16 protein-coding genes are annotated in these 24,735 nt (G+C 55.0%); 3 read left to right on the top strand and 13 right to left on the bottom strand.

Features of this window, described 5'->3' with window-relative positions:
• The first annotated feature begins 364 nt into the window (after positions 1 to 364).
• Positions 365 to 1,153 (top strand): DUF6602 domain-containing protein, encoded by a 789-nt coding sequence (locus JK202_RS01710; protein ID WP_211556030.1) that lies wholly within the window; start codon positions 365 to 367, stop codon positions 1,151 to 1,153.
• A gap of 445 nt (positions 1,154 to 1,598) precedes the next feature.
• Entirely contained in the window at positions 1,599 to 2,492 is an 894-nt protein-coding gene (locus JK202_RS01705; protein ID WP_153431060.1) for a hypothetical protein, read from the top strand.
• Between the two features lie 241 nt (positions 2,493 to 2,733).
• On the opposite strand, the gene JK202_RS01700 is transcribed toward JK202_RS01705, so the two are convergent.
• The 6 genes from JK202_RS01700 to JK202_RS01675 all read right to left on the bottom strand — a co-directional run bounded on the left by JK202_RS01700 (position 2,734) and on the right by JK202_RS01675 (position 11,312).
• Positions 2,734 to 3,711 carry a hypothetical protein gene (locus tag JK202_RS01700; RefSeq protein ID WP_211556028.1) on the bottom strand — a complete coding sequence of 326 codons (978 nt, stop codon included), beginning with the start codon at positions 3,709 to 3,711 and terminating at the stop codon, positions 2,734 to 2,736.
• Between the two features lie 176 nt (positions 3,712 to 3,887).
• A complete protein-coding gene (locus tag JK202_RS01695) occupies positions 3,888 to 4,625 on the bottom strand; it encodes a M48 family metallopeptidase (protein ID WP_211557376.1) in 738 nt (245 codons plus the stop codon).
• 2 nt (positions 4,626 to 4,627) lie between these two features.
• Positions 4,628 to 7,924, bottom strand: a complete 3,297-nt coding sequence (locus JK202_RS01690) for a type I restriction endonuclease subunit R (protein ID WP_211557374.1) — start codon at positions 7,922 to 7,924, stop codon at positions 4,628 to 4,630.
• 31 nt (positions 7,925 to 7,955) lie between these two features.
• On the bottom strand, positions 7,956 to 9,164 hold the full coding sequence (locus JK202_RS01685) for a restriction endonuclease subunit S (protein WP_153431057.1): 1,209 nt from the start codon (positions 9,162 to 9,164) through the stop codon (positions 7,956 to 7,958).
• Positions 9,154 to 10,680 carry a type I restriction-modification system subunit M gene (locus JK202_RS01680; protein ID WP_211556024.1) on the bottom strand — a complete coding sequence of 509 codons (1,527 nt, stop codon included), beginning with the start codon at positions 10,678 to 10,680 and terminating at the stop codon, positions 9,154 to 9,156. The genes JK202_RS01685 and JK202_RS01680 overlap by 11 nt, the downstream gene beginning before the upstream one ends.
• Positions 10,681 to 10,715: 35 nt before the next feature.
• Entirely contained in the window at positions 10,716 to 11,312 is a 597-nt protein-coding gene (locus JK202_RS01675; RefSeq protein WP_211557372.1) for a restriction endonuclease subunit S, read from the bottom strand.
• A 190-nt stretch (positions 11,313 to 11,502) separates the two neighbouring features.
• Here JK202_RS01675 and JK202_RS01670 point away from each other — a divergent pair, with 190 nt between their 5' ends.
• Entirely contained in the window at positions 11,503 to 12,609 is a 1,107-nt protein-coding gene (locus tag JK202_RS01670) for a Fic family protein (protein ID WP_153431055.1), read from the top strand.
• 286 nt (positions 12,610 to 12,895) lie between these two features.
• Here JK202_RS01670 and JK202_RS01665 read toward each other — a convergent pair whose 3' ends face one another.
• The 7 genes from JK202_RS01665 to JK202_RS01635 are packed head-to-tail and all read right to left on the bottom strand — an operon-like array spanning position 12,896 to position 24,656.
• Complete coding sequence (locus JK202_RS01665) at positions 12,896 to 13,369, bottom strand: nitrate reductase associated protein (protein ID WP_153431054.1); 474 nt, start codon at positions 13,367 to 13,369, stop codon at positions 12,896 to 12,898.
• Between the two features lie 28 nt (positions 13,370 to 13,397).
• Entirely contained in the window at positions 13,398 to 14,378 is a 981-nt protein-coding gene (locus tag JK202_RS01660) for a CmpA/NrtA family ABC transporter substrate-binding protein (RefSeq protein WP_153431053.1), read from the bottom strand.
• Complete coding sequence (locus JK202_RS01655) at positions 14,375 to 14,956, bottom strand: ANTAR domain-containing response regulator (RefSeq protein WP_211557462.1); 582 nt, start codon at positions 14,954 to 14,956, stop codon at positions 14,375 to 14,377. The genes JK202_RS01660 and JK202_RS01655 overlap by 4 nt, the downstream gene beginning before the upstream one ends.
• Before the next feature lie 15 nt (positions 14,957 to 14,971).
• Positions 14,972 to 18,895, bottom strand: a complete 3,924-nt coding sequence (locus tag JK202_RS01650) for a bifunctional nitrate reductase/sulfite reductase flavoprotein subunit alpha (RefSeq protein ID WP_211557369.1) — start codon at positions 18,893 to 18,895, stop codon at positions 14,972 to 14,974.
• Between the two features lie 6 nt (positions 18,896 to 18,901).
• Positions 18,902 to 21,802, bottom strand: coding sequence for a nitrite reductase large subunit NirB (gene nirB / locus JK202_RS01645; RefSeq protein WP_153431051.1), 2,901 nt, complete (start codon positions 21,800 to 21,802; stop codon positions 18,902 to 18,904).
• A 26-nt stretch (positions 21,803 to 21,828) separates the two neighbouring features.
• Positions 21,829 to 23,475, bottom strand: coding sequence for an alginate export family protein (locus JK202_RS01640; protein WP_211556020.1), 1,647 nt, complete (start codon positions 23,473 to 23,475; stop codon positions 21,829 to 21,831).
• Positions 23,475 to 24,656: a NarK/NasA family nitrate transporter gene (locus tag JK202_RS01635; protein ID WP_211556018.1), complete on the bottom strand. Its 1,182-nt coding sequence runs from the start codon at positions 24,654 to 24,656 to the stop codon at positions 23,475 to 23,477. Before JK202_RS01635 ends, JK202_RS01640 begins: the two co-directional genes overlap by 1 nt.
• Positions 24,657 to 24,735: the final 79 nt, after the last annotated feature.

Raw genomic sequence — 24,735 nt, 5'->3', positions numbered from 1 at the left:
ATCATTTGCAGGGTCCTCCTGCGAAGAATGAATCAGTGCTTCACTCTCAAAGCAAGCGCGACTTTTTCAACACTGTCGGGGGAGAGCGGAATGTCCGGTTCGGAATAAGCGGCCAATATTTCGGCCATTATTATGATATCCGGATCAAAATTCAATAAATTGAAATACGTCAGATAGATGCGAAAAAAATAATTTATTTTCCATGAGATATTTTCTTAATCATTCCCAATATCAAAAAGCGAATATTTCATTCGTTGACGTCATGTCGAAAGCAATAATCTTTGCAGGGTGCGTTTAGTAATTTCATCATATGAAAATTTGACGCATAATCTAAGAAATTATCTGATTGAAGGATAAAATAATCATGGATTGGGTTTCTCTTTTTAGCGCTTCAGAAAAGCAATTACAGTTAGAGCTCGAGAGAGCTCGAGCTGCTGTTGAGCACAGGGGCCTGAAAGGCACCGTCAATGAAAATACTCTGTCCGAGTGGTTGGCTCAGCACATGCCTGGGCATTTAGATGTATGTACTGGTGAGGTAATCGATAGTGACGGGAATAGATCAAAACAGTCTGATGTTATTTTATTTGATAAAGAAAAAACCCCTAGAGTTTTTTCATCAAGAGACATATCTATTATACCCATAGAAACTGTGTACGGTATTTTCGAAGTAAAAACGTATTTGAATAAAAACGAATTGGATAATTCGTTTCAAAACATGAAATCTTTCAAAAATCTATCAAAGAAATCATACAAACAAAAGTCTGGAAAGAGGTTTAAGCAATACAATCTTATGTCAGATTTCTGGCCGCCTCAGTTCTATATATTTGCCTACGAAGGTGATACGCTGGAGGGATTATCTGAATATCTTAATTCCATACAGGACAATGAGCATATCGCCAAAAGAATCGATGGCATAATTATTCTTAATCGTGGACTGATAATGCATCGTGGTGCAGACGGTGTTCGACCGATCCCCATGCCAGGAGATAAAATGTGTAATATCAAAACTGAAAACAAATTACTCACGTTCTACACGTTAATGATGGAGATGTTCGCAGAGGCGACCACAGATCCTATCAATATAATAAACTACACATCAAATAATGGTTCCATTGGTGACATAACTGATGTGGGAGAGAAAATACGTTCATAAATTGCATGTCTCAGTGCTCGGTGGAAACTAAGTTGAATGGTATCCGCAGGTTAGCTTGACCGCATGGCTCTTCATCGCCTCGATCCAGTTCTTCCCCCGCCGCATCTCAAGATCATGAAATCATGACAAATAATTTTAAATCAGCCTCTCACTCCGAGGGCTTCAATGCGGCAATATTGATCATCTCCAAGATCGGCGTTGCGATCGTCTGCTTTCGGGATACATCAAACCGATCTTAAGTGTCTCGATTGTAGGCGTAAGCGGACCAGCCGCTTTCGCCTACATGTCGGACGCTCGACCAAAATTCACACGTTGCCGAAAGCGGACCTTGCCTTGAAATGGCATCCTGCTTAACCTGAGCTGCTAGTCGCCATACTCATTCCGGTTAGCAGCCAAAAAGTGGTTATTACCAAGTAGATCCGACGAATAGGCTGAATTAGAACGTATGGAAAATATTGCGCCAATTTTACAAGCTGTTGCTTCTGTGGCGTGGGCAGGGTTTGCATTCACTGCCCTATTCGTTCTTCGTTCAGGCATCATTAGTGCACTTGGACGTCTTTCAAAAGCCGAGCTATTTGGTCAGAAAATTGAGCTACGTGAGGAGCTTCAGGAACTTCAGGCTTCAGCATCAGCCGCCAGTTTCGAGGCGAGAGTAGGCGATATGCAAGTTTCGGCGCCTCCACCAGAACGATCTGATGAGAAAGAGGAGAAATTTGAGGCTATAGTTGCCACGATTCTCGACCAAGCGAAAGTTACCCCAAAGCTGGCTCTAATTGCACTTTCGGCTGAATTGGAGAAGCAAGCACGGCAGGAGCTTGCAGTGAGAGGACTTCTAAAAGATCGGCGGCACGTCGCGATAACTGAGGCACTCAGAGAGCTTGGTGCTTACGGGTTTCCGCCTAATTTAATAGGTTCGGTAAGGCTCTTCATGGACGTCAGAAACAAAATCGTCCATGGCAAGACCGCCACCGATGACGACGCGGTCAGCGCGCTTGATTCTGGCCTTACAATTCTCCGCGCACTTAACGCGTTGCCAAAGGAGACGAATGTTGTTTTCCATTCCGGAGTCAATCTCTTCCGCGATAAAGACTGCCTCATACCAATAGCCAATGCGAAAGGAGTAATCCTTGAGACAACTTCAGCCGGCGGCATGGTTAAGAGTTTTCGCATCTTTCCAAGCACTCAAATCCATTTCCGGGAGGGTGAAACTGTGGCATGGGAATGGAATATGCAAAATACTTGGGGACAAGCGTGGTACAAAGACCCTGACAATGGGGTCATAAAAAAGGCTTGGGATTCGTCCGCAGAGTTTGTCGGACGACATCTAGATGCGGTTTGAGGCTTCATGCGAAGCGACCGATAAATGTCTGGTTTTTGGCCTTTTTATAGCAAGCAGACTGTCTCTTCTCCCCCAAAATCCGTCGTTTAGAGGGATTTTGCGCTCTTCCGAAACTGAATGTAGGTGCACAGCGTCTCTCCTAATCGAAATCGGGCTGCATAACCGGGAGGGTTATAGGGATGAAGACAAACAATACCATTGCCTCCAAATTAAGGCACAAAATTCCTCATGCGCCATAGGTTCAGTCGTCCTTGCCCATGACGTACAAACAATAGCTGCATAATCCCTCATCCAATCCGTCCAAGGCATCTTCAAGTGAGATGTCGTTGCTACAGCGCGCGCACTCGGTTTCGTACTCAATGCTCTCGCCACACGCCGCGCAGGCGTTTTCGAAATCGATATAGGTGTGCCGATTGCATGCTGGGCAGTCGTAGACAGGACCTGGTTCACCGGTATCCTTTGCGCGAGCATACGTTTCGTTGGAAAGTGCGCGATCGACAGCATCGACGATCGCGTCATTCCAATCGGGTTCGGCTCCACAACTTCGGCAGACAAGCTCAAGCGCCTCCTGCTCCGTATTGGTGTTGTCGCGCTGCTCGATCAGTTCAGAATGACATTCCCGACAGCTTAGATGCTTCTCCGCAACTGTCGCTGAAATCCAATCGACATCGGCAAGTGTGGCGCGGCATCGGATGAGTTCCGCTTCGTAGAGGCCGCGCACGTTGAGCATGATCGCCCAAGCCTCGCCGAGTACTTCGGCCGGATGCGCACCGACCTGTTGGAACATGGCGACTGTGATCGGGAAAGCGCGAGCAATGGCCTCGCGAACTGCGTGGGCGGGCTGATCGGTATAACGATGTTCAATATGGTTTCGCAGGACGTTCAGTTCCTGAAGCCCCTTTGTATTGATCGAGATTTTGAAATCCTTGAAACGCTTGCTGAGCGTGTTGAAATCGACCGTCTGGTAGCCCTCGATCACATGATCGACACCACCTTTTCCGTCGGGCACAGGAGCATACTTGGCGCCAATGACGTCATTAGGATTGGCAAGGGGCACTGCACGGATTAGTACCTCTTTCCCGAGCAGTAGGACGCCTGCGTAGAAATTGCGCACTGCCGACAGAGCGCGGGCCGGCGTGTCTAGCGCGTAGTCCTCGATTCCCATTTTGATGGAAGCCACGGAATTGGCGAAAATACCGCTCATGTTGCCTTCATTCATTCCGCCGCTCCGTTCACTGTCTTTCTCTCATTTCGCCTGATGTTTTGCATTGCGTCGCACAAGTTTCTTGCGCTTAAGGAGTTGAATCGGCCTGAGACGGGCAAAGAATTCTGCTTTAAGAATTTCCTGCCCAAAAACGGACCTTCCGCTTGCCCCCCCATTGCAGTCACATAGAGCTATTTTTGCAGCATCATTTCCGCCATCCCGTCCAGCCTTGCCTTATGCTGTTCCCAGTCCGGCATCACGCGTTCTAGAAGTGACCAGAAGGCTGGGCCATGATTGTGCTCCTTCAGGTGGCACAGCTCATGCAGGATGACGTAGTCAATGCAGTCACGCGGCGCTTTGGCTAGATGTGGGTTCAGTGTGATGGTGCCCCCCGGTGAGCAGTTGCCCCACTGCGTCTGCATGACCTGAAGCTTCAGAGCGGGAGATGTTTTGACCCACAATGTTGTGGGGAGAAGGGCTGACAGGCGGTGACGGAACACCTCTTGCGCCCGCGTAAAATACCAGAGTTCCAGCAGCTTCTGAATCCGCAAGACGTTGCGGTCCTGCACGGACACCTCCAGTCGTCCGCGCAACATGCGCACGGTTTCCGGCGCATCGGGCTGATGATGCACTTTCAGCAGATGCCGCCGTCCCAGATAGAAATGGCTTTCCCCGCTGACATAGGCGCGCGGCGTGGCATGTTCCTGCACCGCCCGAAAGTCCCGCAGTTTCTGCCAGATCCAGCGGGTTTTCTGGTGCAGCGCCTTGTCCAGATCAGCCTCTGTTGTGCCTTCGGGAACAATCACCTGCACAGTCAGGTCAGGATGCACCTTGATGCGCAGCGTCGTGCCGGGGCGCGCACGGGGGATCAGGGTCACGCGGATCTGCTCACCCCCATAGGTCAGGATGCGAGTGGGAGTTTCTTCCATGCTCAGCCGCGTAGGGTATCAGCAGGCCCGGCCCGCATGATCTGGATAACCTGCTCGATGATCTCCTGCGCCTTGTCGACACCAAAGCCTGCTTTCTGGCCCGTGCTGAACAGCAGCGGCAGCAGTTCTTTCCTGACTGCTTTTTCCATATCCGGTCGGCTGAGTGAGTTCTCCCGCACTGCCTTGTCCACGATGGTGTCGATCTCAAACGCCAGATCAATCCAGCGCTGGTTCTCCTCATCCGTCTGCTTATGGTTGAAGATGGCCGCCAGTGTTTTCAGGAACACGCCATAATAGGCCTGCGCGTGGCGGTGCCCGTCAAATACGGACGGAATGTTTTCCAGCTTTCGGTTGGCCACCTGTTCCTCGAACTCCTGAAACAGCATGAACTGCTTGAGCGGATGATCGAACAGGCTTTCCGCTTCCTCAATCACCTTGCGCAGCAGGGCCGAGAAGGCCTCCTTCGCATACGGATCATCCTGCATCTCGTGGTCGATCATTTTCGTCACACGGGTGCGGATCAGATCCGTCTCGTTGCGGGTTTTCTCCTCGCTCCAGGTCTCTGGCTGGTTGTCTTTCGACTTCTGCCCCATCTTGCCGACCGCATAGAGCCCTTCGGACTCATGAACCTTCACCCCGGCGACGTGTCGGTCCAGCAGCTTCTTCACCTGTTCGGCATACTGATCGAAGTCCACAGTTTCGCCTGTATCCTGCATGACTATTTGGCGGAGGCTGGTCATCTGCTTCAGCGTCTCCTTGTAGGTGGCGCGGTCTTTTTCCGTGAAGCTGGTGTCTTCAAAGAACGCCACGGATTGCAGCGCCACCTTCAGACAGGCCGCAAACTTTGTCAGCGCCTCATAGAAGTCATCCCGGCGCTTGAGGTTCACGTCCACCATCTGGCCGTGTTCCTCCACCATGCGGGGCATAAGCACGGCACGTAGCTGCTGGAGGTCACTCCTGTTCTTCACACCGTCAAAAATAGCCCAGAGTGCTTTATGCAGGGCCGGGAGCTCGCGGTATTCCGTGCTCATCTGGCTATACAGCCCGGCAATATCCTTCGGGTCATACCCGCCGACATTTTCGGCAGCCAGTTCGTCATACCGGGCCAGCGTGGTGTCCAGTTCCGCCAGAATGCCGCGATAATCAATCAGCAACCCGTGCTTTTTCTGGTCATGCAGCCGGTTCACGCGGGCAATGGCCTGAAGCAGATTGTGTTGCTTCAGCGGCTTGTCGATATAGAGCACAGCATTTTTCGGTTCATCAAAGCCGGTCAGTAGCTTGTCGACCACGATGATCAGCTTGAGGTCCGGGTCTTTCTCAAAGCGTTCAATGACGCCGCGTGTGTAGTCATCCTCGCTCTGGCTGCCGACATTATCCTTCCACCAGTCCTGAATCTCGGGCTGTTTGCGCTCATCGACTTCCGTATGGCCTTCGCGCGTATCGGGCGGGCTCATGACGATGGCGCTTTCAAACCGCCCGACCTCATCCAGATACTGCTTGTAGCGGATGGCGGAGAGCTTGCTGTCACAGGCCAGCATGCCCTTGAGGTCGCTGTCGATATTGTTGTCAAAATGCGTGGCCAGATCCATGGCAATCAGCCGGATGCGGTCATCCGCCTTGTAAACCTGATTGGCGCGGGCAAAACGCTTCTTGAGGTCCGTAACCTGCTCCTCGGTCAGTCCCTGCGTGATGCGCTCGAACCAGGCATCAATGGCGCGGTCGTTCACATCCAGATCAGGCTTGCGTTCTTCATAGAGCAGGGGTGTGACCGTTCCATCCGCCACGGCCTGCTGCATGGTGTAGGAATGGATGATCTTGCCGAACCGACTGGTGGTTTCACTGCCTTTGAGCAGCGGTGTGCCGGTAAAGGCGATAAAGGCGGCATTGGGCAAAGCGTGCTTCATGCGGGCATGGTTCTCGCCGCCCTGACTGCGATGGCCTTCATCCACCAGCACGATGATGTCCGCGCTGTCGTTATGACACTCGGGCAGCGTGGTCGCTGTGTGAAACTTGTTGATGAGCGAGAAGATGATGCGCTCCTGCCCACGCCCGATCTGCTGCGCCAGACGGCGGCCAGAGGTGGCGAGAGCTTCGTCCTTGTCCTTCTTGTCCGCCAGTTCGCCGCCGGTGGAGAAGGTGGTGCTCAACTGGCGTTCCAGATCCTTGCGGTCTGTCACCACCAGAATACGGCACTGCTTGAGATCGTCATCCAGAATGAGGGCGCGGCTGAGGAACACCATGGTGAAGGACTTTCCCGACCCTGTGGTGTGCCAGACCACGCCGCCTTCACGCCCGCCATCGCTGCGGCGGGACTTGATGCGTTCCAGCAGGCGTTTGATGCCAAAGACCTGCTGATAGCGGGCCACGATCTTGCCGGCCTTGCGGTCGACCAGCGTGAAGAACCGCGCCATCTCCAGCAGACGCTCAGGGGAGAGCAGGCCGATCAGAAGCCGGTCCTGATCCGTGATGGCAAGCGGGCGGGAGGCCCAGTCATCGAACCACGTCCGGTCAGACGGTTCGCGTATGGCAAATAGCGCGTCTTTCTGGGCCCCAGAAAGCGGCGTGTTCTTGAGCGCCTCCATCCGGCTTTCGGGAATGTCCTCTTCCTTCCAGCTTGCCCAGAATTTCTTGGGCGTGCCGCAGGTGCCATAGCGCCCGTCATGCCCGGTGATGGAGAGCAGAAGTTGGCTGTAGGCGAAAAGCTGGGGGATTTCATCCTTGTTCTGATTGCGAATACTCTGGGAAATCCCGACCTCCACGGTCGGGCCTTTGCCCGGCTGACCATCGGGGCGCTTGGCCTCGATCACCGCCAGCGGAATGCCGTTGACGAAGCAGACAATGTCCGGCCTGCGGGTCTGTGTCAGATCCGTGCGCAGGACGCTGAATTCTTCCGTGAAGGTAAAGCTGTTGTTCTGTGGGTTCTGCCAGTCGATCAGCGCGATGGTCGGGTTGGCCTTGCGCCCACCGATGAACTCGTGTGCAACAATTCCGAACAGCAGATGCGTCGTCATCTTGTCATTGGCATCGCGGAGGCCGGAGACAAAGTCCGGATGCGTGACGTGCGACACCAGCGCATCAATAGCCTGATCGGACAGGCTGTGTTCCTGGCCTTCAAACGTAAAGCGCCGCTTTTTCAGCTCCGCTCGCAGGAGAGGAACCAGCACCACGGTGCTCTGTTTGCCTCCCCGCAACGCCAGCGCCTCGGATGGCGACAGAAACCGCCAGCCAAGGGTGCTGAGGAGGGCCAGCGCCGGAAGCTTGGCGCTGTATTCTTCCTGAAATTTTGGGGCGGGAGCCATAATGTTCAAATGTCCTGTAAGCTGAAATACCTTAATCGACCTTCACGCGGCGCTTGCCCGTGAGAAGCTGCTGCATCAGGGCTTTCTTTTGCTGACGCAGGCGCGCAAGGTCGGATTCAAGGGCCGTGATTTCTTCGTCCGCTGTGGTCAGGACGGCGGCGATGGCTTTCTGTTCAGAAAATTCGGACGGGATCTTTATTTTTTGTCTAAGGACATCCTTTTTTCCCAAGCCCAACTGAGCCGTGCCGTTAGCCCTGCGACGTAAATTCTTATTTATTGGGTGTGAATTTATTAGAAAGTGAAGAAATTTACTGTCACAATCGCCAATATGGAGGGCATAAACATGGTCTCCCAGCACATACAGATCGTCTCGATCAATATAAGAAGTTCTACCTATAATATTTCCGCCTCCGATATCATCTTTTGGCATGACCAACGTACCTTTTGGCAAAAGGTCGGCATTATGCTGAGTGGATTTCGTGCAAACGAGATTTCCTAACCGGTTTACAGAACCCATATCGACAATAAATCGTTCTCCATTTTCACAGATATATTGAGTTTTAGATGTTGCTGTTTGTACCGTGGCAACATCTGAAAGAGAGCAAATTTTCCACTCCCCCGTGAACCCCGGCAGGCGTTTTTTGCCTGTGAGGAGTTGCTGCATGAGGGCTTTTTTCTGCTGCTGACTGTTGGCCAGAAGCTTCTCAGTCCCTTCAATCGCACGATCCCACGTCGAGAGGATCGCTGCGATCTTCTTCTGTTCGGGGAGTGGGGGGAGGATTACGGGAAACTGTTTTAATTGTGTGGAATTGATGCTTGCCAAATTTGTGCTGCGTTTCGCACAGGACAAAAAATATCCTTTGCCGTAGGGGCTGGCCGAGAGATTGGCTAGAAAGTAAGAATCAAGTTTATTCTGGTCTGGCCTTACGGCAAAGACGTGATTTTGATGTAGGCAAGGCATTATTTGGCCTCGCCATACATCTCCACGGCCCAATTTATCGAAATCACCGCCTTCGTTCATCAGAACGTCGCCGGAGTGAAGGGAAAAACGATTTATTTTCTCTTTATCTATTTCGATAGTTTTGACGTCTCTAAGATCAAGATAACCATCTTGCACGTTTGCAACGCGTAAATACGGAAGACTGATCGGATTTACGATGGTCTTCTGACTTTTGGCAATGCCGCTACGGATATCGGCAACATCTTCTAGTGACGCTTTTCTCCACCCCTCAGGAAGCATAACCCAGCTCCTTCAGATAAACGTCCATCTGTGTTTCTAGCGTTGCCAGTTCCACCTTAATCTCCGCCCGTTCGGCCCGAACGGCGTTCAGGTCGATTTCCTCTTCTTCCTCAAATGTATCGACATAACGCGGAATGTTCAGGTTGTAGTCGTTCTCCCTGATCTCGTCCGGCGTGGCGAGGTGGGCGTATTTGTCCACGTCCTTGCGGGCGCGGTAGGTGTCTACAATCTTGGTGATGTTCTCTTCGGTCAGCACATTCTGGTTCTTGCCCGCCCTGAACTCGCGGCTCGCATCAATGAACAGCACGTCCTTCGTCTTGCGGTCCTTGCGGAAGATCAGGATGGCGGCTGGAATCCCCGTGCCGAAGAACAGCTTTTCCGGCAGGCCGATCACGGCATCCAGCAGGTTTTCCTCAATCAGTTTCTGGCGGATCTTGCCTTCCGAACTGCCACGGAACAGCACCCCATGCGGCACGACCACGCCCATGCGGCCCGTGCGGTCTTTCAGGGTGCTGATCATGTGCAGAATAAAGGCGTAATCGCCCTTGGTTTTCGGCGGCACGCCACGGGCAAAGCGGTGATGCACGTCGCCTTCCGCCTCGTCATGTCCCCATTTATCGAGACTGAAAGGCGGGTTGGCCGTCACCACGTCAAAGCGCATCAGGTGGTTTCTGTCATCCAGCAGCTTGGGGTTGCGGATCGTGTCGCCCCATTCAATGCGGTGATTGTCCTCGCCGTGCAGGAACATGTTCATCTTGGCAAAGGACCATGTGGAGCCAATGGCTTCCTGCCCATACAGGGCGTAGTCCCGGCTGCCCTTGTGGTTCTGCGTCACCTGCCGTCCGCATTTCATCAGCAGGGACGCCGAGCCGCAGGCCGGATCACAGATCGTCTCGCCCGGCTTCGGGCTCAGAATACGGGCCAGCAGTTCACTGACTTCCGGCGGGGTGTAGAACTCCCCGGCCTTCTGCCCGCCACTGGCAGCGAAGTTCTTGATCAGGAACTCATAGCCGTTGCCAATCACGTCCAGATTGCCGACGCGGGAAGGGCGCAGGTTCAGGTCCGGCTTGTGGAAATCTTCCAACAGATGGCGCAAAATGGTGTTCTTCTGCTTCTCGTCGCCCAGCTTGTCGGAGTTGAAGCTGATGTCCTGGAAGACGCTCTTGCCTGCGTCCTTCAGCTTGGTGCCGTTGGCCTCTTCAATGGCGTGCAGGGCTTTATCAATTCGCTCACCATTGCCGGGGACATTGCGCTCTTTATAGAGGGTGTAGAAGTCCGCACCTTTGGGCAGAACAAAGCGTTCCTGCGCCATCATGGCTTCGATCAGGGCGGGGTTGTCGCCATAGTCTTTCTTATAGCCGTCATAATGGTCCTGCCACACATCGGAGATGTATTTCAGGAACAGCATGGTCAGCAGGTAATCGCGGTAGGTATCGGGGCTGACGGTGCCACGGAAGGTATCGCAGGCGCTCCATAGTGCCTTGTTAATCGTATCCTGTGAAATCTGCTCGGTCACGAGGTCAAATCCTGTTTCAAAACGTCAAGGGAGTGTCAGTCCGCCAGAAGGTCTCTGGCAAGCCCGGTCATGATCTGCTGGTTGGTCTGGCGCAGGCGGTGCAGAAGCTCTTCCTCGCGCTGCATGGCGTTGGCCAGACCCACAATCTGTTCCTGTCGGGGCAGGGGAGGCAGCATAACAGGCGTGGCCTCCAGCACCGGTCGGGCGATGTTGCGGACGAGGGTGGAACTCTGGCCGTTCTGCTCCAGATGCCGCTGCGCCGGTTCCTGATTGAGCCACCAGGCCAGCCAGGCGGGCAGCACGTCTGGACGCGACACGCGCAGCAGAAAGAAGTGTGGAGCGGCGACGGCCTGAAGGCTGCCAATGCGCTCATCGATCAGAACCGCCAGTGACACATTGCCCCGCGCGGGGAAGAGAATATCCCCCGGACGCAGCCAGTCCGGCTCACGACGTCCGGCCACTTCGGTGCGCACGCAGGACGTCCAGTCCACGCCCGACGTGGACGTGTTCCGCATCTGCACGACAGCCGTTTCCGCCCCATCGGTCGGGTCGATTTTCCCTCGGAACGGGTGTCCCGCTACGACTGCCGCGATGTCTGAAAGGACCGCTTTATATGCGTGAAGGTGTTTCATGCGATTATATAAGGAGCATGAACGTAGATCTGTCAATGATAAATATGCGCGAAAGACATTCACGCATAAAGGGGCATGTGGGACGAACTCGGGATCGCTGGCCTGAGGGAATAGCCGCATCTGTTGCGGTGATTGACGTTGCACCCTGCGGCGATTAGATGGCATATTCTCCGCAAAGGATGCAGGGAAAATGGTGCGATATATCTATCAGCGCGCGGAATGGCCGAATTTTCAATGGGACAAAGAGATCATTTCCCATGAACTGGCCGCCGTGCGTCACCGACAGGGTCGGCTTCTGGGACGCATGGAAAGTCTGGGGTTCGATTTCAGATCGGAAGCCCTGCTCCAGACCCTGACGGAAGATGTCCTCAAATCGAGCGAGATCGAGGGCGAAAATCTCGATCGTGAGCAGGTGCGCTCGTCCATCGCGCGACGGCTGGGCATGGATATTGGCGCGCTGGCACCAGTGGATCGGGACGTTGAAGGTGTCGTGGAGATGATGCTGGACGCGACCCGGCATTATGCCGATCCATTGACCGCAGAGAGGTTGTTCGCATGGCATGCGGCCTTGTTCCCGACTGGCCGAAACGGCATGTCGCGCATTCTGGTCGGAGAATGGCGTGATGACAGAACCGGTCCGATGCAGGTCGTATCAGGGCCTGTCGGACGCGAGAAAGTCCACTATGAAGCCCCGTCCGCCAGCAGCGTGCCCGCGGAGATGCAGGTTTTTCTCGACTGGTGCAATGCTGGGCAGGCGTTGGACCCTGTGCTCAAGGCGGCCATTGCACATCTGTGGTTTGTTACCCTTCATCCATTCGAGGACGGGAACGGGCGCATGGCGCGGGCCATTGGCGACCTCATATTGGCGCGTTCGGAGCAGACAGACCAGCGTTTCTACAGCCTGTCAGCCCAGATCCGTCAGGAGCGGAAAGAGTATTACGCCATTCTTGAGGCCACCCAGAAAGGAGACATGGACATCACGCCCTGGCTGCGCTGGTTTCTGGGGGCTCTGGATCGTGCTTTTGACCGTGCTGAACTGGTCCTGGGAAAGGTCATTCAGAAGGCCCGCTTCTGGGACACTCTGGTAGGTCAATCAATCAATGACCGGCAATGTCTCATGCTGAACCGTCTGCTGGACGGGTTCGAGGGTAAGCTGACGTCATCCAAATGGGCAAAGCTCGCAAAGACGTCACCAGATACAGCCCTGCGGGATATCAATGATCTCGTAGAGCGCGGTGTCTTGGATAAGGAGGCGGCGGGTGGCAGAAGCACGAGTTATGTTCTGGTTCTTCCCTGAGGCGTGAGCCGTGGATTGCATTTAATGCTCTGGTTTTCTCCAGATCGCGGGAAAGGCAATTCATCGTCTCTGTAGCGGCAATAGAGAATTTCCGAAGAATTATCCAAAGTAAGGTTAGTGGAAACAAAAAAGGAATATTTTAACATTCACTTATTTTTCAAAAAAACAAGAATATTAACAAATATGCAGCCAAATTTCTCCGTGTATAAGGACAAATGGGATATCTATCGACTGTAAAATATATCGATTTTGGTCCGTCATTCACAAAATTTTTTTTGAATATATACTATTCGCGGCCCTGAAAAATAAATTCTTTCAAAGCGACAGGAAGATTATGATTTTCGTGGCCAGATCGGCAAAGCTTTACAAGCGAAAAGCGTTGCAAGGGCGTTAAGGTTGCCCATTTTTGCAGTGGTATAGAGGAAAGTTCTTTCTCCATAATCTGCTTTTGGAGGCACAGGGGCACCGACTGGCTATCCTGCCATTCAGTAGACTGTGGCTGATCAAGAAAAACAGGTTCTTCATTGGTGCGTGTGCGAATCAAGTCTTTCAGGAAACGACGATAGGTCAGCCTATCAGGATCTGATTCTGTCGGACGGTAGCAGAGTTCGTAACGATCGTTGTAACTGAAATGGCTCCATTGGCGGAGACTGAGTTTTATTCCACATTCATCGAGTTTCATGCGCACGCTCATTGGAATGCAGCGAAGCGTATCGGCGAAATCACGTTCGAATTCAAATATCTGTAAATCTGTGCTCATGGTTCTGTCTCCGGAAGATCTGTGTAGCTTAGGAAATAGGGGCCGGTGTGAGCCAGCCAAGTTCGTAAAGCCGCTTCATATTCGCAGGGGTTAACCAACCCTGTGCCTGCATGGCCCGGATCATCCAACTGATTGAAAGATCGACGTCTGAAGCCGAAAAATCGAATTGCATGGCGTTGAGGTTGTGCTGATCAGGCATGATCTTTTCTGTCGCTTCGCGTGGAAGGGCCAGGCCGCCGTTCGCCAGGGGGCTGGAAAGTTGACGAACGATCTCCGCAGAATTGCTGGGGTTCATACAGAAGCGTGTTGCTTCGCCAATGGCGGCCTGCAAAGCTTGCGTCAGCGCCGGCGCACTCTGACCCCAGCGTTGTGTCGTCACGAGAGTTTTCTCCAGATGACCGGTATGGATATTGGCGGATCCAGCTACGATGGATCCGAGACCATGCAGATCGGCTTCCGTTCCCCAAGGTGGGCCCGCACAAAAGCCGTCAATTTCCGCAGCGGCCAGAGCATCTATCATGCGGTCGGGGGGCATGATGACGATTTCCACATCCTGTTCTGGATGGGCATGCAAACTTTTGAGGAAGTCCATCAGAATGAGGAAATGGGTCGAATACAGATGTACTACTGCCAGCTTGGGGCGCCGGCTTAAACCCGTACGCCAGCTTTCAAAATTTCGGTGCTTTGTCACGTCATCCGTTCCCAGGAACGGTGGGAGGTGCTGTCCACGAAGAACAACCGTGTTGCCGCCACGGCTGATAGGGATACCCCGGTGCAGGCCGATTTCCCGACCGCGATGACCCAGCGCCGTCATGATCGCCAAAGGAGGGAAAACCAGCGCAGCGTCCAGTCCATTCCAGACAAGACCATCTGCGATATTGGCCCACGATGGCGAGACTATCAGTTCCGCATCCAGACCATGTTTTTCAAATATTCCGAGATTGCGGGCGATAATCAGAGGGGCGCTATCTGCCAGCCTCAGCAGGCCTATTCTGATGGCAGAACTCATGATGCATTATCCTTGGTGTGAACCCGGAGGTAGTCAGTGGCAACATCCACCAGCTTACGGGCCTGCTGCATGGCTCGGCGTCTGAACCAGCGATAGGCTTCTGCCTCGCTGCAGCGTTCGTTACGCATGAAGATTTTCTTTGCTGTATCGACAGTTTCCCGATCCGAAAGGACCTGTCGGGCCGCTTTCAGCTCGGCTGCTGTTTCCTGAAAGCGACGGTATAGTGCAATCGCCGACCGAAGCAGGGGTTTGACGTCCCGAGGCGGCGTATCCATCACGTTGTAGGAACAGACGCCAGCCGCAAAAGCATCTTCCATGAGCGCTTCGTCATCTTCGTCGACAAACAGGGCGACGGGGCGCTCCAACCCGGAGGAGGATAGCGCCCGCACACTGTCCAGTCCGTCGCGGTCGGCGCGGCAGATGTCCACGAGCACAATGTCAGGAACGTGAGCTTTGACCGCTGAAATCAGACTTTCGTACCCTTCAAGTCGAATGACCTCCAATGAAGAATCAGCTTTCAAAATCTCTGACAGGGCGCCAGCCCGCTGGGAGTTCTCGTCTGCGAGAAGAATTTTCATTGTCATGGAGCTATATCAGTACACATCACGGACGTATCGCCCATTTCTTACAAGGTTACTGACATACTCATCGGCCTGTTCCGTGGACATACCGCCATAGCGGGCTACGATACGGCGCAGGGCGCTATCGACGTCCCTGGCCATTCGCGCAGCATCTCCGCACACGTAGAAATATGCGCCTCCATGCAGCCATCTCCAGAGTTCTTCGCCGTTTTCTTCCATGCGGTCCTGGACATAGATCCGCTGGTCCTGATCACGGGAAAATGCCGTATGCAGATGTGTCAGGCATCCCTGTTCCATGAAGCCTTCCAGCTCCTCGCGATAGTAAAACCCGTTTTCTGCATGACGCTCTCCGAAGAAAAGCCAGTTTCGGCCCGGGCTGTTACAGGCCGCCCGCTCCTGGAGGAAAGCACGGAAGGGGGCAATTCCTGTGCCTGGCCCCACCATGATGACAGATTTGGTATGATCGTCAGGTAAACGGAACTGGGATGTGGTCTGTAGGAAAACCGGGACCTCGGAATCTTCGTGTAAACTTCCCAGCCAGTTTGAGCACAGACCAGGGTAGGGCTCATTATTGACACCCACCGTGATGTGTACGCTGTCAGGGTATGCTTTCAGCGATGATGCGATTGAATAGAGGCGAGGCTGCATCCGGCGGAAAAGGTTCGGGATATCCTGAGCCTGCACGCCGATTTTGGCTGTTGCCAGCAGCTCCGGCAGGTAGCTGGAAGACGGCGCCCCCAATTTTTCCAGCAACGCCGGAGACGGTCGGGACAGATCGAAATGTCTGGTCAGGGCGTCTGCGAGCGACACAGTTCCATGACCTCGCACTGAGACTGTTGTGCCGGAAGGTAGTCCCAGAGAGCTTAGAACGCTCTCAACAGTTGAGTCAGCATTGCAGGGCCAGACCCCCAGAGCATCCCCAGGTTCATAGTGCAATCCTGTCCCGGAGAGATCCAGAACGATCTGTCGTGTTTCCTTGTCGCTGTTCCTTCCCGTCAGGCAGTGATTAAGGCTGATGCGTGCAATCGCAGGGTTGGCTCGGGTGATGGCTGGTGCGTCCGGTAACGGAACGGCTGGGACTGGGACCGTTTTGGCACCCAGGGCAGCCAGAAATCTGTGCTGCCAAGCCTCAACGGTTTCTTCGTAATCGGGCTCACAATCCTGTCGTGGCATAAGCGGGGTTGCGCCGAGCGCGATCAGGCGGTCATCAAGAGCCCGACCAAACCCGCAGAAACTGGCGTATGAAGAATCCCCAAGCGCTATCATGGCGTAACGGATATCTTCGCGCAGTTCCTGGGTATTGCGAAGCTCATCCCAGAAAGCACTGGCGCTATCAGGGGCATCTCCGTCGCCGAAGGTGGAAACGACGAAGAGGACCGTTCCGCAAAGATCGGCGGGTTTGCTGGTATCCAGACTCATGGCATCGACACCGTAGCCGCTTTCTTTCAGCCAGACAGCGAGTTCTTCAGCCAGACCTTCTGCCCGACCTGTCTGGGACGCCCACCGAAGAAGAAGCCTTGGTTGGGTACCGGTCGGACTTTCCGAAACAGCAGGATCCTTCGACACAGGGCTGCGGGCATACAGACCAGCCAGAAGGCCATTAATTCTGGCTTTCTGCTCTGTCGGCAAAGGAGCACTCGGGGGAACAAAGGGAAGCTCGTTTGCCGGTGGGGCAAGTTTCAGGCCGCCCATGAATCCCGTCAACCACTGGCGACTTTCAACGGACAGGACCAGGGGTTCCGCTCGAGCGAGGCCAAGATGCTGTGTCAGATAATCAAGCGGCATGGCAGGAGCGTTCTCCTCTGCGGGAACAGAAACAGTTTCGATGCGCGAGAGGGACACTGCGCAGTGTTTGATCCCGGGCTGAAGGGAGACGGGGTCCGTGAAATCGGCCGTGACAGCATTGATTGTCAGATTTTCGCCGAAGCGGTCGTTCCAGTGAAAGGGTGCAAAGCATGTTCCCGGCGCAACGCGGTCAGTTGGACGGGCGGGAAGGATTGCGGTGCCCCGGCGGGAACGGAGTTCGACGGGATCGTCCTTGCACAGGCCCAGCCGTTCGGCATCAGCAAGAGCGATTTCCACGAAAGGGCCGGAATTGAGCTTGTTAAGTCCATCGACCCGACCAGTTTTGGTGAGCGTGTGCCATTGATGCTGGAGGCGCCCGGTGTTGAGCAGGAAAGGGAATTCGTCGTCCGGCTGTTCTTCCAAGGGGAGATAAGGTCGGGCATGAAAAGCCGCTTTTCCGTCGTCAGTGGCGAAAACAGGCGGTTTATTCGGGTCAGGCCGGTAGCGGATCGGATGGCGGGGCAGGGCGTCTCCCGTCTGGCTAGGCCACTGGACGGGACCGGATTTCAGACGGTCGTGGCTGACTCCGGAAATATCGTAGCCTGTCCTGGGATTGGCGAAACGGCTGGCTTCGTCAAAGACTTCAGTAGAAGATGAGAAAGTGAAAGCCTCCTCAAAGCCCATCTCACAGGCGACACGTGCAATGATGTCCCAGTCTGCCATGGCTTCACCGGGCGGAGAGACAGCCTGCCGGGCCAGCGTCATGGTGCGGTCAGAGTTGACCAGCACGCCATCTCCTTCGGCCCATAACGCACCCGGCAGAAGAATATCCGCATAAGCCGCCGTTTCCGTGTCGGCGTAGGCATCCTGAACAATGACCAGATCAGCGGCTTCAAGAGCCGCGGTAACGTTGGCACGGCGTGGCAAAGTCGCGACAGGGTTTGTGCAGATGATCCAGCAGGCACGGATTTCACCGCGGGTCATGGCTTCGAACATGGCTATCGCGCCATGGCCACCTGCTTTGCGAATGGTTCCTGCGGGCAGCTTCCATTGTTGCTCGACAAAGGCCCGGTCATCATCGACCAATGCCGAGCGCTGGCCGGGGAGGCCGGGGCCCATATAGCCCATTTCTCGACCACCCATGGCATTGGGCTGTCCTGTGAGGGAAAACGGTCCGGCGCCCGGGCGGCAAATGGCGCCAGTGGCAAGATGAAGATTGCAGATCGCGTTGGTATTCCAGGCTCCTGAAGTGCTCTGGTTCAGTCCCATGGTCCACAGCGTCAGCCACGCATCGGCTTCCGCAATCCATCTGGCGGCTGTTTCGATATCATCTTGTGGAAGGCCGGTAATCCCGGCAACGCGTTCGGGAGAATAATCTGCCAGAAAAGCTGGCATATCGCTCCAGTCCTTCGTTGCACTGGCGATAAAGTCCGGATCTATCGCGTCATCACGAACCAGAATGTGAAGAATGCCGTTCAGCAGGGCGAGATCGGTGCCTGGGCGGATCTGAAGGAACAGGTCCGCCTTGTCTGCCGTAGCGGTCCGTCGTGGATCAACGACGATGAGTTTAGCTCCCTGACGTTTGCGGTCCATCAGGCGCAGGAACAGGATCGGATGGCAGTCGGCCATATTGGCGCCGATCACGAAGAACAGGTCCGTGCAGTCGAAATCCTCGTAGCTTCCCGGAGGGGCATCTGCGCCCAGGGAGAGTTTGTAGCCAGCTCCCGCCGCCGCCATGCACAGACGGGAGTTGGACTCGATATGCTGGGTTCTCAGGTATCCTTTGACGAGTTTGTTCGCCAGATACTGCGCTTCCAGAGACATCTGGCCGGAGACGTAAAGGGAGATCGCATCCGGGCCGTATTCTTCCAGAATCTGCTTCAGGCGACGGGCTGTTTCTCTGATGGCTGCGTCCATTCGGGTGGGAACGGGCAGAGACGTCCTGTGCGGCCGGATCTGCGGCATATCCAGCCGTGTAGACGATGACACCGGTTTGTCGCAGGAACTTCCTTTGGTGCATAGGCGACCACCATTCGTCGGGTGCTCGGTATCTCCGCGCACCTTGACGATCTGATGGTTCTCAACCTCCAGCACGATGCCGCAGCCGACACCGCAATAGGGGCAGACAGAACGGATGTCTTCCCGTGTCATGAACAGTTAAGCAGACAGGCGTTCTGCGATGGTCTCCATAACCCTGGCGCGGATTTCAACCTTGCCTTCGGGGGTCAGACGCGTGTCCCACGTTCGCAGGGATTTGCTGGAATCTTCAAGACAGATCCCGTTTTCCAGATTGAAATGCTGTTTGTAAAGCGGGGAGGCGACAACGAGCTGCCCCCGCAGATCCCCTATGATGCCGCGTCCGATGATATTGGCCTTCGAGAATGGGTCATGGTTGTCCACGGCAAAAACGCGGGCGGATGTGTTTTCCGTTTCCGGCAGATAAAACAGGGCGATCTGCGCACCTTCATACCAGGCAACCACGCCTGATCGTGGGACCAGATCGTTCTTGTCGCACAGGGCCGTCCATTCCACCGGACCCGCGCCTTCCAAAAGGGTAGCCTGATTGGGGGCTGGTTTGACCTGATCGCGCTCGGGAACAAGCTGAACGTTTGGATCGGGGCGGCTGTCATTGACAAAAGTGCGGAAGCGCTTGAGCTTCTCGCCGTCCGTCAGGGCATCCTTCCATTCACAGTGGTATGTTTCGACCACATGCTGCATCTGCTGTTCCAGCTCTTCGGCAATGCCAAGGCTGTCCTTGATGATGACGTCTTTGAGATAATCGAGACCGCCCTCCAGACCTTCCCGCCAGACAGACGTGCGCTGGAGCTTGTCTGCGGTACGGATGTAGAACATCAGGAAGCGGTCGATGTATTTCACGAGCGTTTCTGAATCGAGATCGGTCGCGAAAAGCTCTGCATGGCGCGGACGCATCCCGCCATTGCCACAGACATACAGGTTCCAGCCGTTTTCCGTAGCGATAATGCCCACATCCTTGCTCTGGGCCTCGGCGCATTCCCGCGTACAGCCGGATACGGCGAATTTGAGCTTGTGCGGAGAGCGCAGCCCCTTATAGCGGTTCTCAAGATCCAGCGCCTTACCGACGCTATCCTGCACGCCATAACGGCACCATGTGCTGCCAACACAGGATTTTACCGTCCGTGTGGACTTTCCATAAGCATGGCCCGTCTCAAATCCTGCCTCCAGAAGCTCTCCCCAGATTTCGGGAAGCTGGTGGAGTTGAGCGCCAAACAGATCGACACGCTGGCCACCGGTGATCTTGGTGTAGAGGCCATATTTCTTTGCAACCTGCCCCAGGACAATCAGCTTGTCCGGGGTAATTTCGCCACCTGCAATGCGGGGAACAACGGAATAGGTCCCGTTCTTCTGCATATTGGCCATGAACGTGTCGTTCGTGTCCTGCAAAGGAATATAGAGCGGATCGGTGATCGGCTTGTTCCATGCCGAGGCAAGGATCGAGCCAATGGTTGGTTTGCAGATATCGCAGCCTAAACCGCCATTACCATGGCGTGTCATCAGCTCTTCAAAGCTGCGGATGCCATGGACACGAACGAGGGAGTACAACTCCTGACGTGTATGGGAAAAATGCTCGCAAAGGCTGTGATCGACCTCGATGCCCCGGGCGGAAAGTTCCGTTTCGAACACGCTCTTGAGCAGAGCCGCGCAGCCGCCGCAGCCTGTACTGGCCTTTGTGCTCTGCTTGAGCGTGGCCAGATCGGCGCAACCCGCATCAATGGCGCTACAGATCGAGCCTTTCGTAACGTTGTGGCAGGAGCAGATCATGGCCGTATCAGGCAGGGCGTCCGCGCCCAGAAGCTCTGCCCCTTCACCACGCGGCAGGATCAGTGCGGCGGGGTCAGCCGGCGGTTTGATGCCGTTCTGAACATACTGGAAGATCGTGTCGTAATAGGAATTGTCCCCAACAAGGATCGCCCCTGTCACACGCTGGCCGTCCGCGGACAGAACGAGACGCCGATAGGAGCCATCGGCCTCGCCGATGAAGCGATAGCTCGTGGCGCCGGGCTCCCGTCCGTGCGCATCGCCGATCGAACCTACATCCACACCCTGAAGCTTGAGCTTGGTGGACATGTCCGCGCCCGTAAAGGCGGCGTCTTCTCCGGCCAAAAGGGAAGCAACGGTCCGCGCCATGGTGTATCCCGGTCCGACCAGACCAAAGACCTGATCCTGCCAGAGCGCACATTCACCGATGGCGAAAATGTCCGGATCGGACGTCCGGCACTGATTGTCGATCACGAGGCCGCCCCGTGCGCCCACAGCCAGCCCGCAAGCCCTGCCAAGCTGATCGGTCGGGCGGATACCGGCAGAGAAAACAACCATATCGGTTTCAAAAGAAGGACTGTTCGCAAACACCAAGCGATGACGTTTTTGTTCGCCGGCGACAATCTCTTTGGTCGCGTGGGAGGTTCTCACATCAATCCCAAGCGTCTCAATGCGCCTGCGAAGCGCGCGACCGCCCTCTTCATCAAGCTGGGCCGACATCAGATGCGTTCCAAGCTGTACGACACTGACGTCCAGCCCCAGAAGTTTCAGGGCATGAGCGGCTTCCAGTCCCAGCAGGCCGCCACCAATGACGGTTCCATGGCTGGCTCCTTTAGCGGCAGCGCGGATGATGTCCAGGTCCTCAAGCGTGCGGTAGACAAGACCTGCACTTCCGGTATTGCCTGGTATTGACGGCACGAACGGGACGGAGCCTGTCGCTAAAATCAGTGTGCTGTAGGGAAGAATACCTTCTTCGCTTTCCACGGCCCTGGCGTCACGGTCGATCCGCATGACAGGAACACCCAGATGCATGATGATGCCGTGAGCCGAGTGAAAATCTTCCTCATGCAAACGCAGGGCCAGCGCATCCTGACTCGTCATGTATTCCGTAAGATGAACGCGGTCATAGGCATGGTGGCGCTCGGAGCCAAAGACATGGATCTGATGCGTTTCATGCAGACCGTGCATGACGAGCTGCTCGGCACAGTAATGTCCAACCATTCCGTTGCCGATGATGATGATGTTCTCTTTCATGGTCATCTGTCCGTTCTCTGAGGCAGTCATGGTCAAAACTTGAATTCGAGAGTCTGCATGTAGAACGCGTCGCTTTTTGCGCCTGCCGTGCGCATGCTGCGAGATGCGATGAAGCCTGCGATGTCGTGAGTCCAGGTCCAATGTGGAGCAAAGTTCCAGGCAAGTTGCGTCTGGGGAGTGGCCCCAATAAAGCCGCCAGATAACCCATTGCGCCAAGAATAGATCTTGCCTGTGCCATACACCGCATCCTGTGTGCTTTCCCGCCAGAAGAAAGGCACATGCAGCTTGATGTGAAGGTTTTTCCGCAGAGCAAATGTCGCCAGAGGCCCCACACCGATCAGGTTCTGGGACGTTACGGACAACGTCACATCGTTATAGTACGGCAAGGGAAAATAAGGGGATGCAAACGTCCCGACTGCGCCATCCTTGCTATGATAGGAGCCGCCGGAAAAAAGATCGGCCTGCAGACCAGCGCTCGGCTTGGTCGCAAGATCAGGACGGTTATACAGCAGGGATGCATTAACAGCATAAGCCCGTACAGCACGGGTGGGCTGCCTTTCCTGTGCTGGCCGAAACTGGCCTCCCTGAAACACACCGCTCAGGCTCGTCGAGAAAGGGCCGATATTTCCCCATAGTCGCATGCCGACATTGTCCCGACGGCTGGAACCTGCCTCTGTACCCGTTGTCGTCGGGATAGATGCTGTGGAGCCACTGTAGAGATAGCCGATGTAAAAGACGTCTGCGAAAAGCTGACTCTTCTTTCCCATGGCTCTGAATGCAGGAAGCGCCGTGGACGTCATGGCGCCATACATCCGGGCACTGTAGTTCGTGCCATCTCCAAAGACAGCATCAGGCAGTTTGTTGGTCTGCATGAAATCAAACAGATCCACCCGAAAACGTTTCCAGATGGCATAGCCACGGATACCATCCCAGGTCTGCTGTGCATTCGTCAGGTCCCGGGCGGACTGCATGAAGACAGGCGTATCAAGGAAGACCTGTCGACCACCAATAATGCCGGCTTTGGCTCCCAGAAGATTGCCCTTCACTTCCAGAATACCCTGCTGGAGATCCAGTCGTTCCCGCTGCACCCCTGTCTGGTATCCGTAGGTATTGGAGCCTCCTGCGACGCCGTACAGGAACTCGGCATAAGCGCGGACATGCGCTCCCAGATGAAGATCGGCGCCATAAAGATTGCGCAGAAGAACCCGGTTGGCGTTGGTCTTGCCTGCCGTTCCCATCATGGGCTGGTTTTCATAGACATAACGGAGGCGTTCTTCCGCGTTCAGAGAAAGCCAGATACTTCCGCTTTCATTCAGGCGAATATATTTCAGGCGGCTGAACCAGTCATTCCTGCGCTGTTCCGGCGGGGTATTAACGATATCGCTCCAGTCTTCCGCCCAACGAACCTGACCAAAGCCCGCCATTGACCCGAAACCGGATGCGGCTCCGTTCCCCGCATTGAAAACATCCCAGTCCGGGGAGTGCGCGGAGCGGTTTTGCTGGGTGTGAACCGGCTGAGTGACGGCTTTTGTTCTGGAGCGTTCGGACAGATGAACCCCGACATGGGGGTTGGGAGTATCGTCAGCTTTCACGGGGCTGGAGAATGCCAGCCCCCCCAAAGCAAGACCTGCCAGCATGGGCGCATAGGGAAGGGGAGAGAAGACGGAAAGACCAGTCATCAGCCGATCTCCCGCCAGCGATGGTGACACAGTACAACGGCGATGCAGGCAATCAGGCAGATCCCGGCGAAAGCGAGAAATCCCGGCCCGTAAGAATTGACGATCTGTCGGGCTTCCCCCAGTGAGAGCGCCAGGTAGAAGCCGCCGACCCCGCCGGCCATACCGACCAGCCCTGTCAGAATGCCGACCTGACGCGGGAAGCGGGCTGGAACAAGCTGAAAAACGGCGCCATTGCCCAGCCCGAGCGTTACCATCCCCAAGAGGAATACCGGGAATGCGAGATAGATCGTCGGAAGTCCAAGGGCAATGACGCAAAAGCAGCCTGCCGCGACCGCATACAGGATGGTCAGGGCTTTCGTGCCGCCCACACGGTCGGCGAAGGCTCCTCCAACTGGCCGCACAAAAGAGCCTATGAAAACGACAAATGCCGTACACGCACCAGCAACGGTGGGAGAGAGATTGTACTGGTCATTGAAATAAATGGTGAGGAACGACGCAAGACCCACAAACCCACCAAAGGTCACGCTATAGAAAAACATCAGCAGCCAGCTATCGCCGGATCCCAGAACTGGACCCCATGAGCGCAGGCCCGGAGATGCTGGCCGATTGACAGGCTCTCTGGCCAGAATAAGGAAAAGTAGCAGAACGCAGATGAGCGGAAGCGTCGCAAGGCCGATGACGTTGCGCCATCCCACCAGAACCGCCAGTCCGGGCGCAAAAAGTGAGGCCAGCGCGGTTCCTGAGTTGCCTGCGCCTGCAATGCCGAGCGCGGTTCCCTGATACTGCGGAGGATACCAGACGGAGGCAAGGGGAAGGGCAATGGCGAAAGATGCCCCAGCAACGCCAAGAATGCCCGCCAGTCCGAACATCTGACCGTAAGTATGAGGTGCAAGGTACCAGACCAGGGCAAGGCCGAAAATGACTGTAAGCTGTGCGGCAATCGCGACGCGGCGCGGGCCGAACATATCCACCAGGCCCCCAGCCAACACACGAAAGGCGGCCCCGGCCAGCACAGGCGTTGCGACTAGCAGTCCTTTCTGCCCAGCATTCAGGTGAAGGTCATGCGCAATCGCAATGCCGAGAGGACCTAACAAAACCCAGATCATGAATGAGACGTCGAAATATAGAAAAGCGGCCAGCAGGGTTGGTGCGTGCCCGGCTTTCAGGAAACCCCTGTCCACAATACATTTCCAGACGACACATCAAACAGGGATGCGTCATCGCCCATTTAGGGCCAGTGGACCGCCATTGATCCACCCT

The organism is Gluconobacter sp. Dm-62, assembly GCF_018256155.1.
Lineage (GTDB): Bacteria > Pseudomonadota > Alphaproteobacteria > Acetobacterales > Acetobacteraceae > Gluconobacter.
This window is presented reverse-complemented; position numbering and strand designations above follow the sequence as displayed.

Coding starts and splice junctions, on each gene's coding strand:
- JK202_RS01640 (WP_211556020.1), bottom strand. CDS start 23,475: ATGACTGGTCTTTCCGTCTTCTCTCCCCTTCCCTATGCGCCCATGCTG.
- JK202_RS01710 (WP_211556030.1), top strand. CDS start 365: ATGGATTGGGTTTCTCTTTTTAGCGCTTCAGAAAAGCAATTACAGTTA.
- JK202_RS01695 (WP_211557376.1), bottom strand. CDS start 4,625: ATGGAAGAAACTCCCACTCGCATCCTGACCTATGGGGGTGAGCAGATC.
- nirB (WP_153431051.1), bottom strand. CDS start 21,802: ATGACCATGAAAGAGAACATCATCATCATCGGCAACGGAATGGTTGGA.
- JK202_RS01665 (WP_153431054.1), bottom strand. CDS start 13,369: ATGAGCACAGATTTACAGATATTTGAATTCGAACGTGATTTCGCCGAT.
- JK202_RS01685 (WP_153431057.1), bottom strand. CDS start 9,164: ATGCTTCCTGAGGGGTGGAGAAAAGCGTCACTAGAAGATGTTGCCGAT.
- JK202_RS01705 (WP_153431060.1), top strand. CDS start 1,599: ATGGAAAATATTGCGCCAATTTTACAAGCTGTTGCTTCTGTGGCGTGG.
- JK202_RS01675 (WP_211557372.1), bottom strand. CDS start 11,312: ATGAAACACCTTCACGCATATAAAGCGGTCCTTTCAGACATCGCGGCA.
- JK202_RS01670 (WP_153431055.1), top strand. CDS start 11,503: ATGGTGCGATATATCTATCAGCGCGCGGAATGGCCGAATTTTCAATGG.
- JK202_RS01700 (WP_211556028.1), bottom strand. CDS start 3,711: ATGAATGAAGGCAACATGAGCGGTATTTTCGCCAATTCCGTGGCTTCC.
- JK202_RS01650 (WP_211557369.1), bottom strand. CDS start 18,895: ATGACACGGGAAGACATCCGTTCTGTCTGCCCCTATTGCGGTGTCGGC.
- JK202_RS01690 (WP_211557374.1), bottom strand. CDS start 7,924: ATGGCTCCCGCCCCAAAATTTCAGGAAGAATACAGCGCCAAGCTTCCG.
- JK202_RS01655 (WP_211557462.1), bottom strand. CDS start 14,956: ATGAAAATTCTTCTCGCAGACGAGAACTCCCAGCGGGCTGGCGCCCTG.
- JK202_RS01660 (WP_153431053.1), bottom strand. CDS start 14,378: ATGAGTTCTGCCATCAGAATAGGCCTGCTGAGGCTGGCAGATAGCGCC.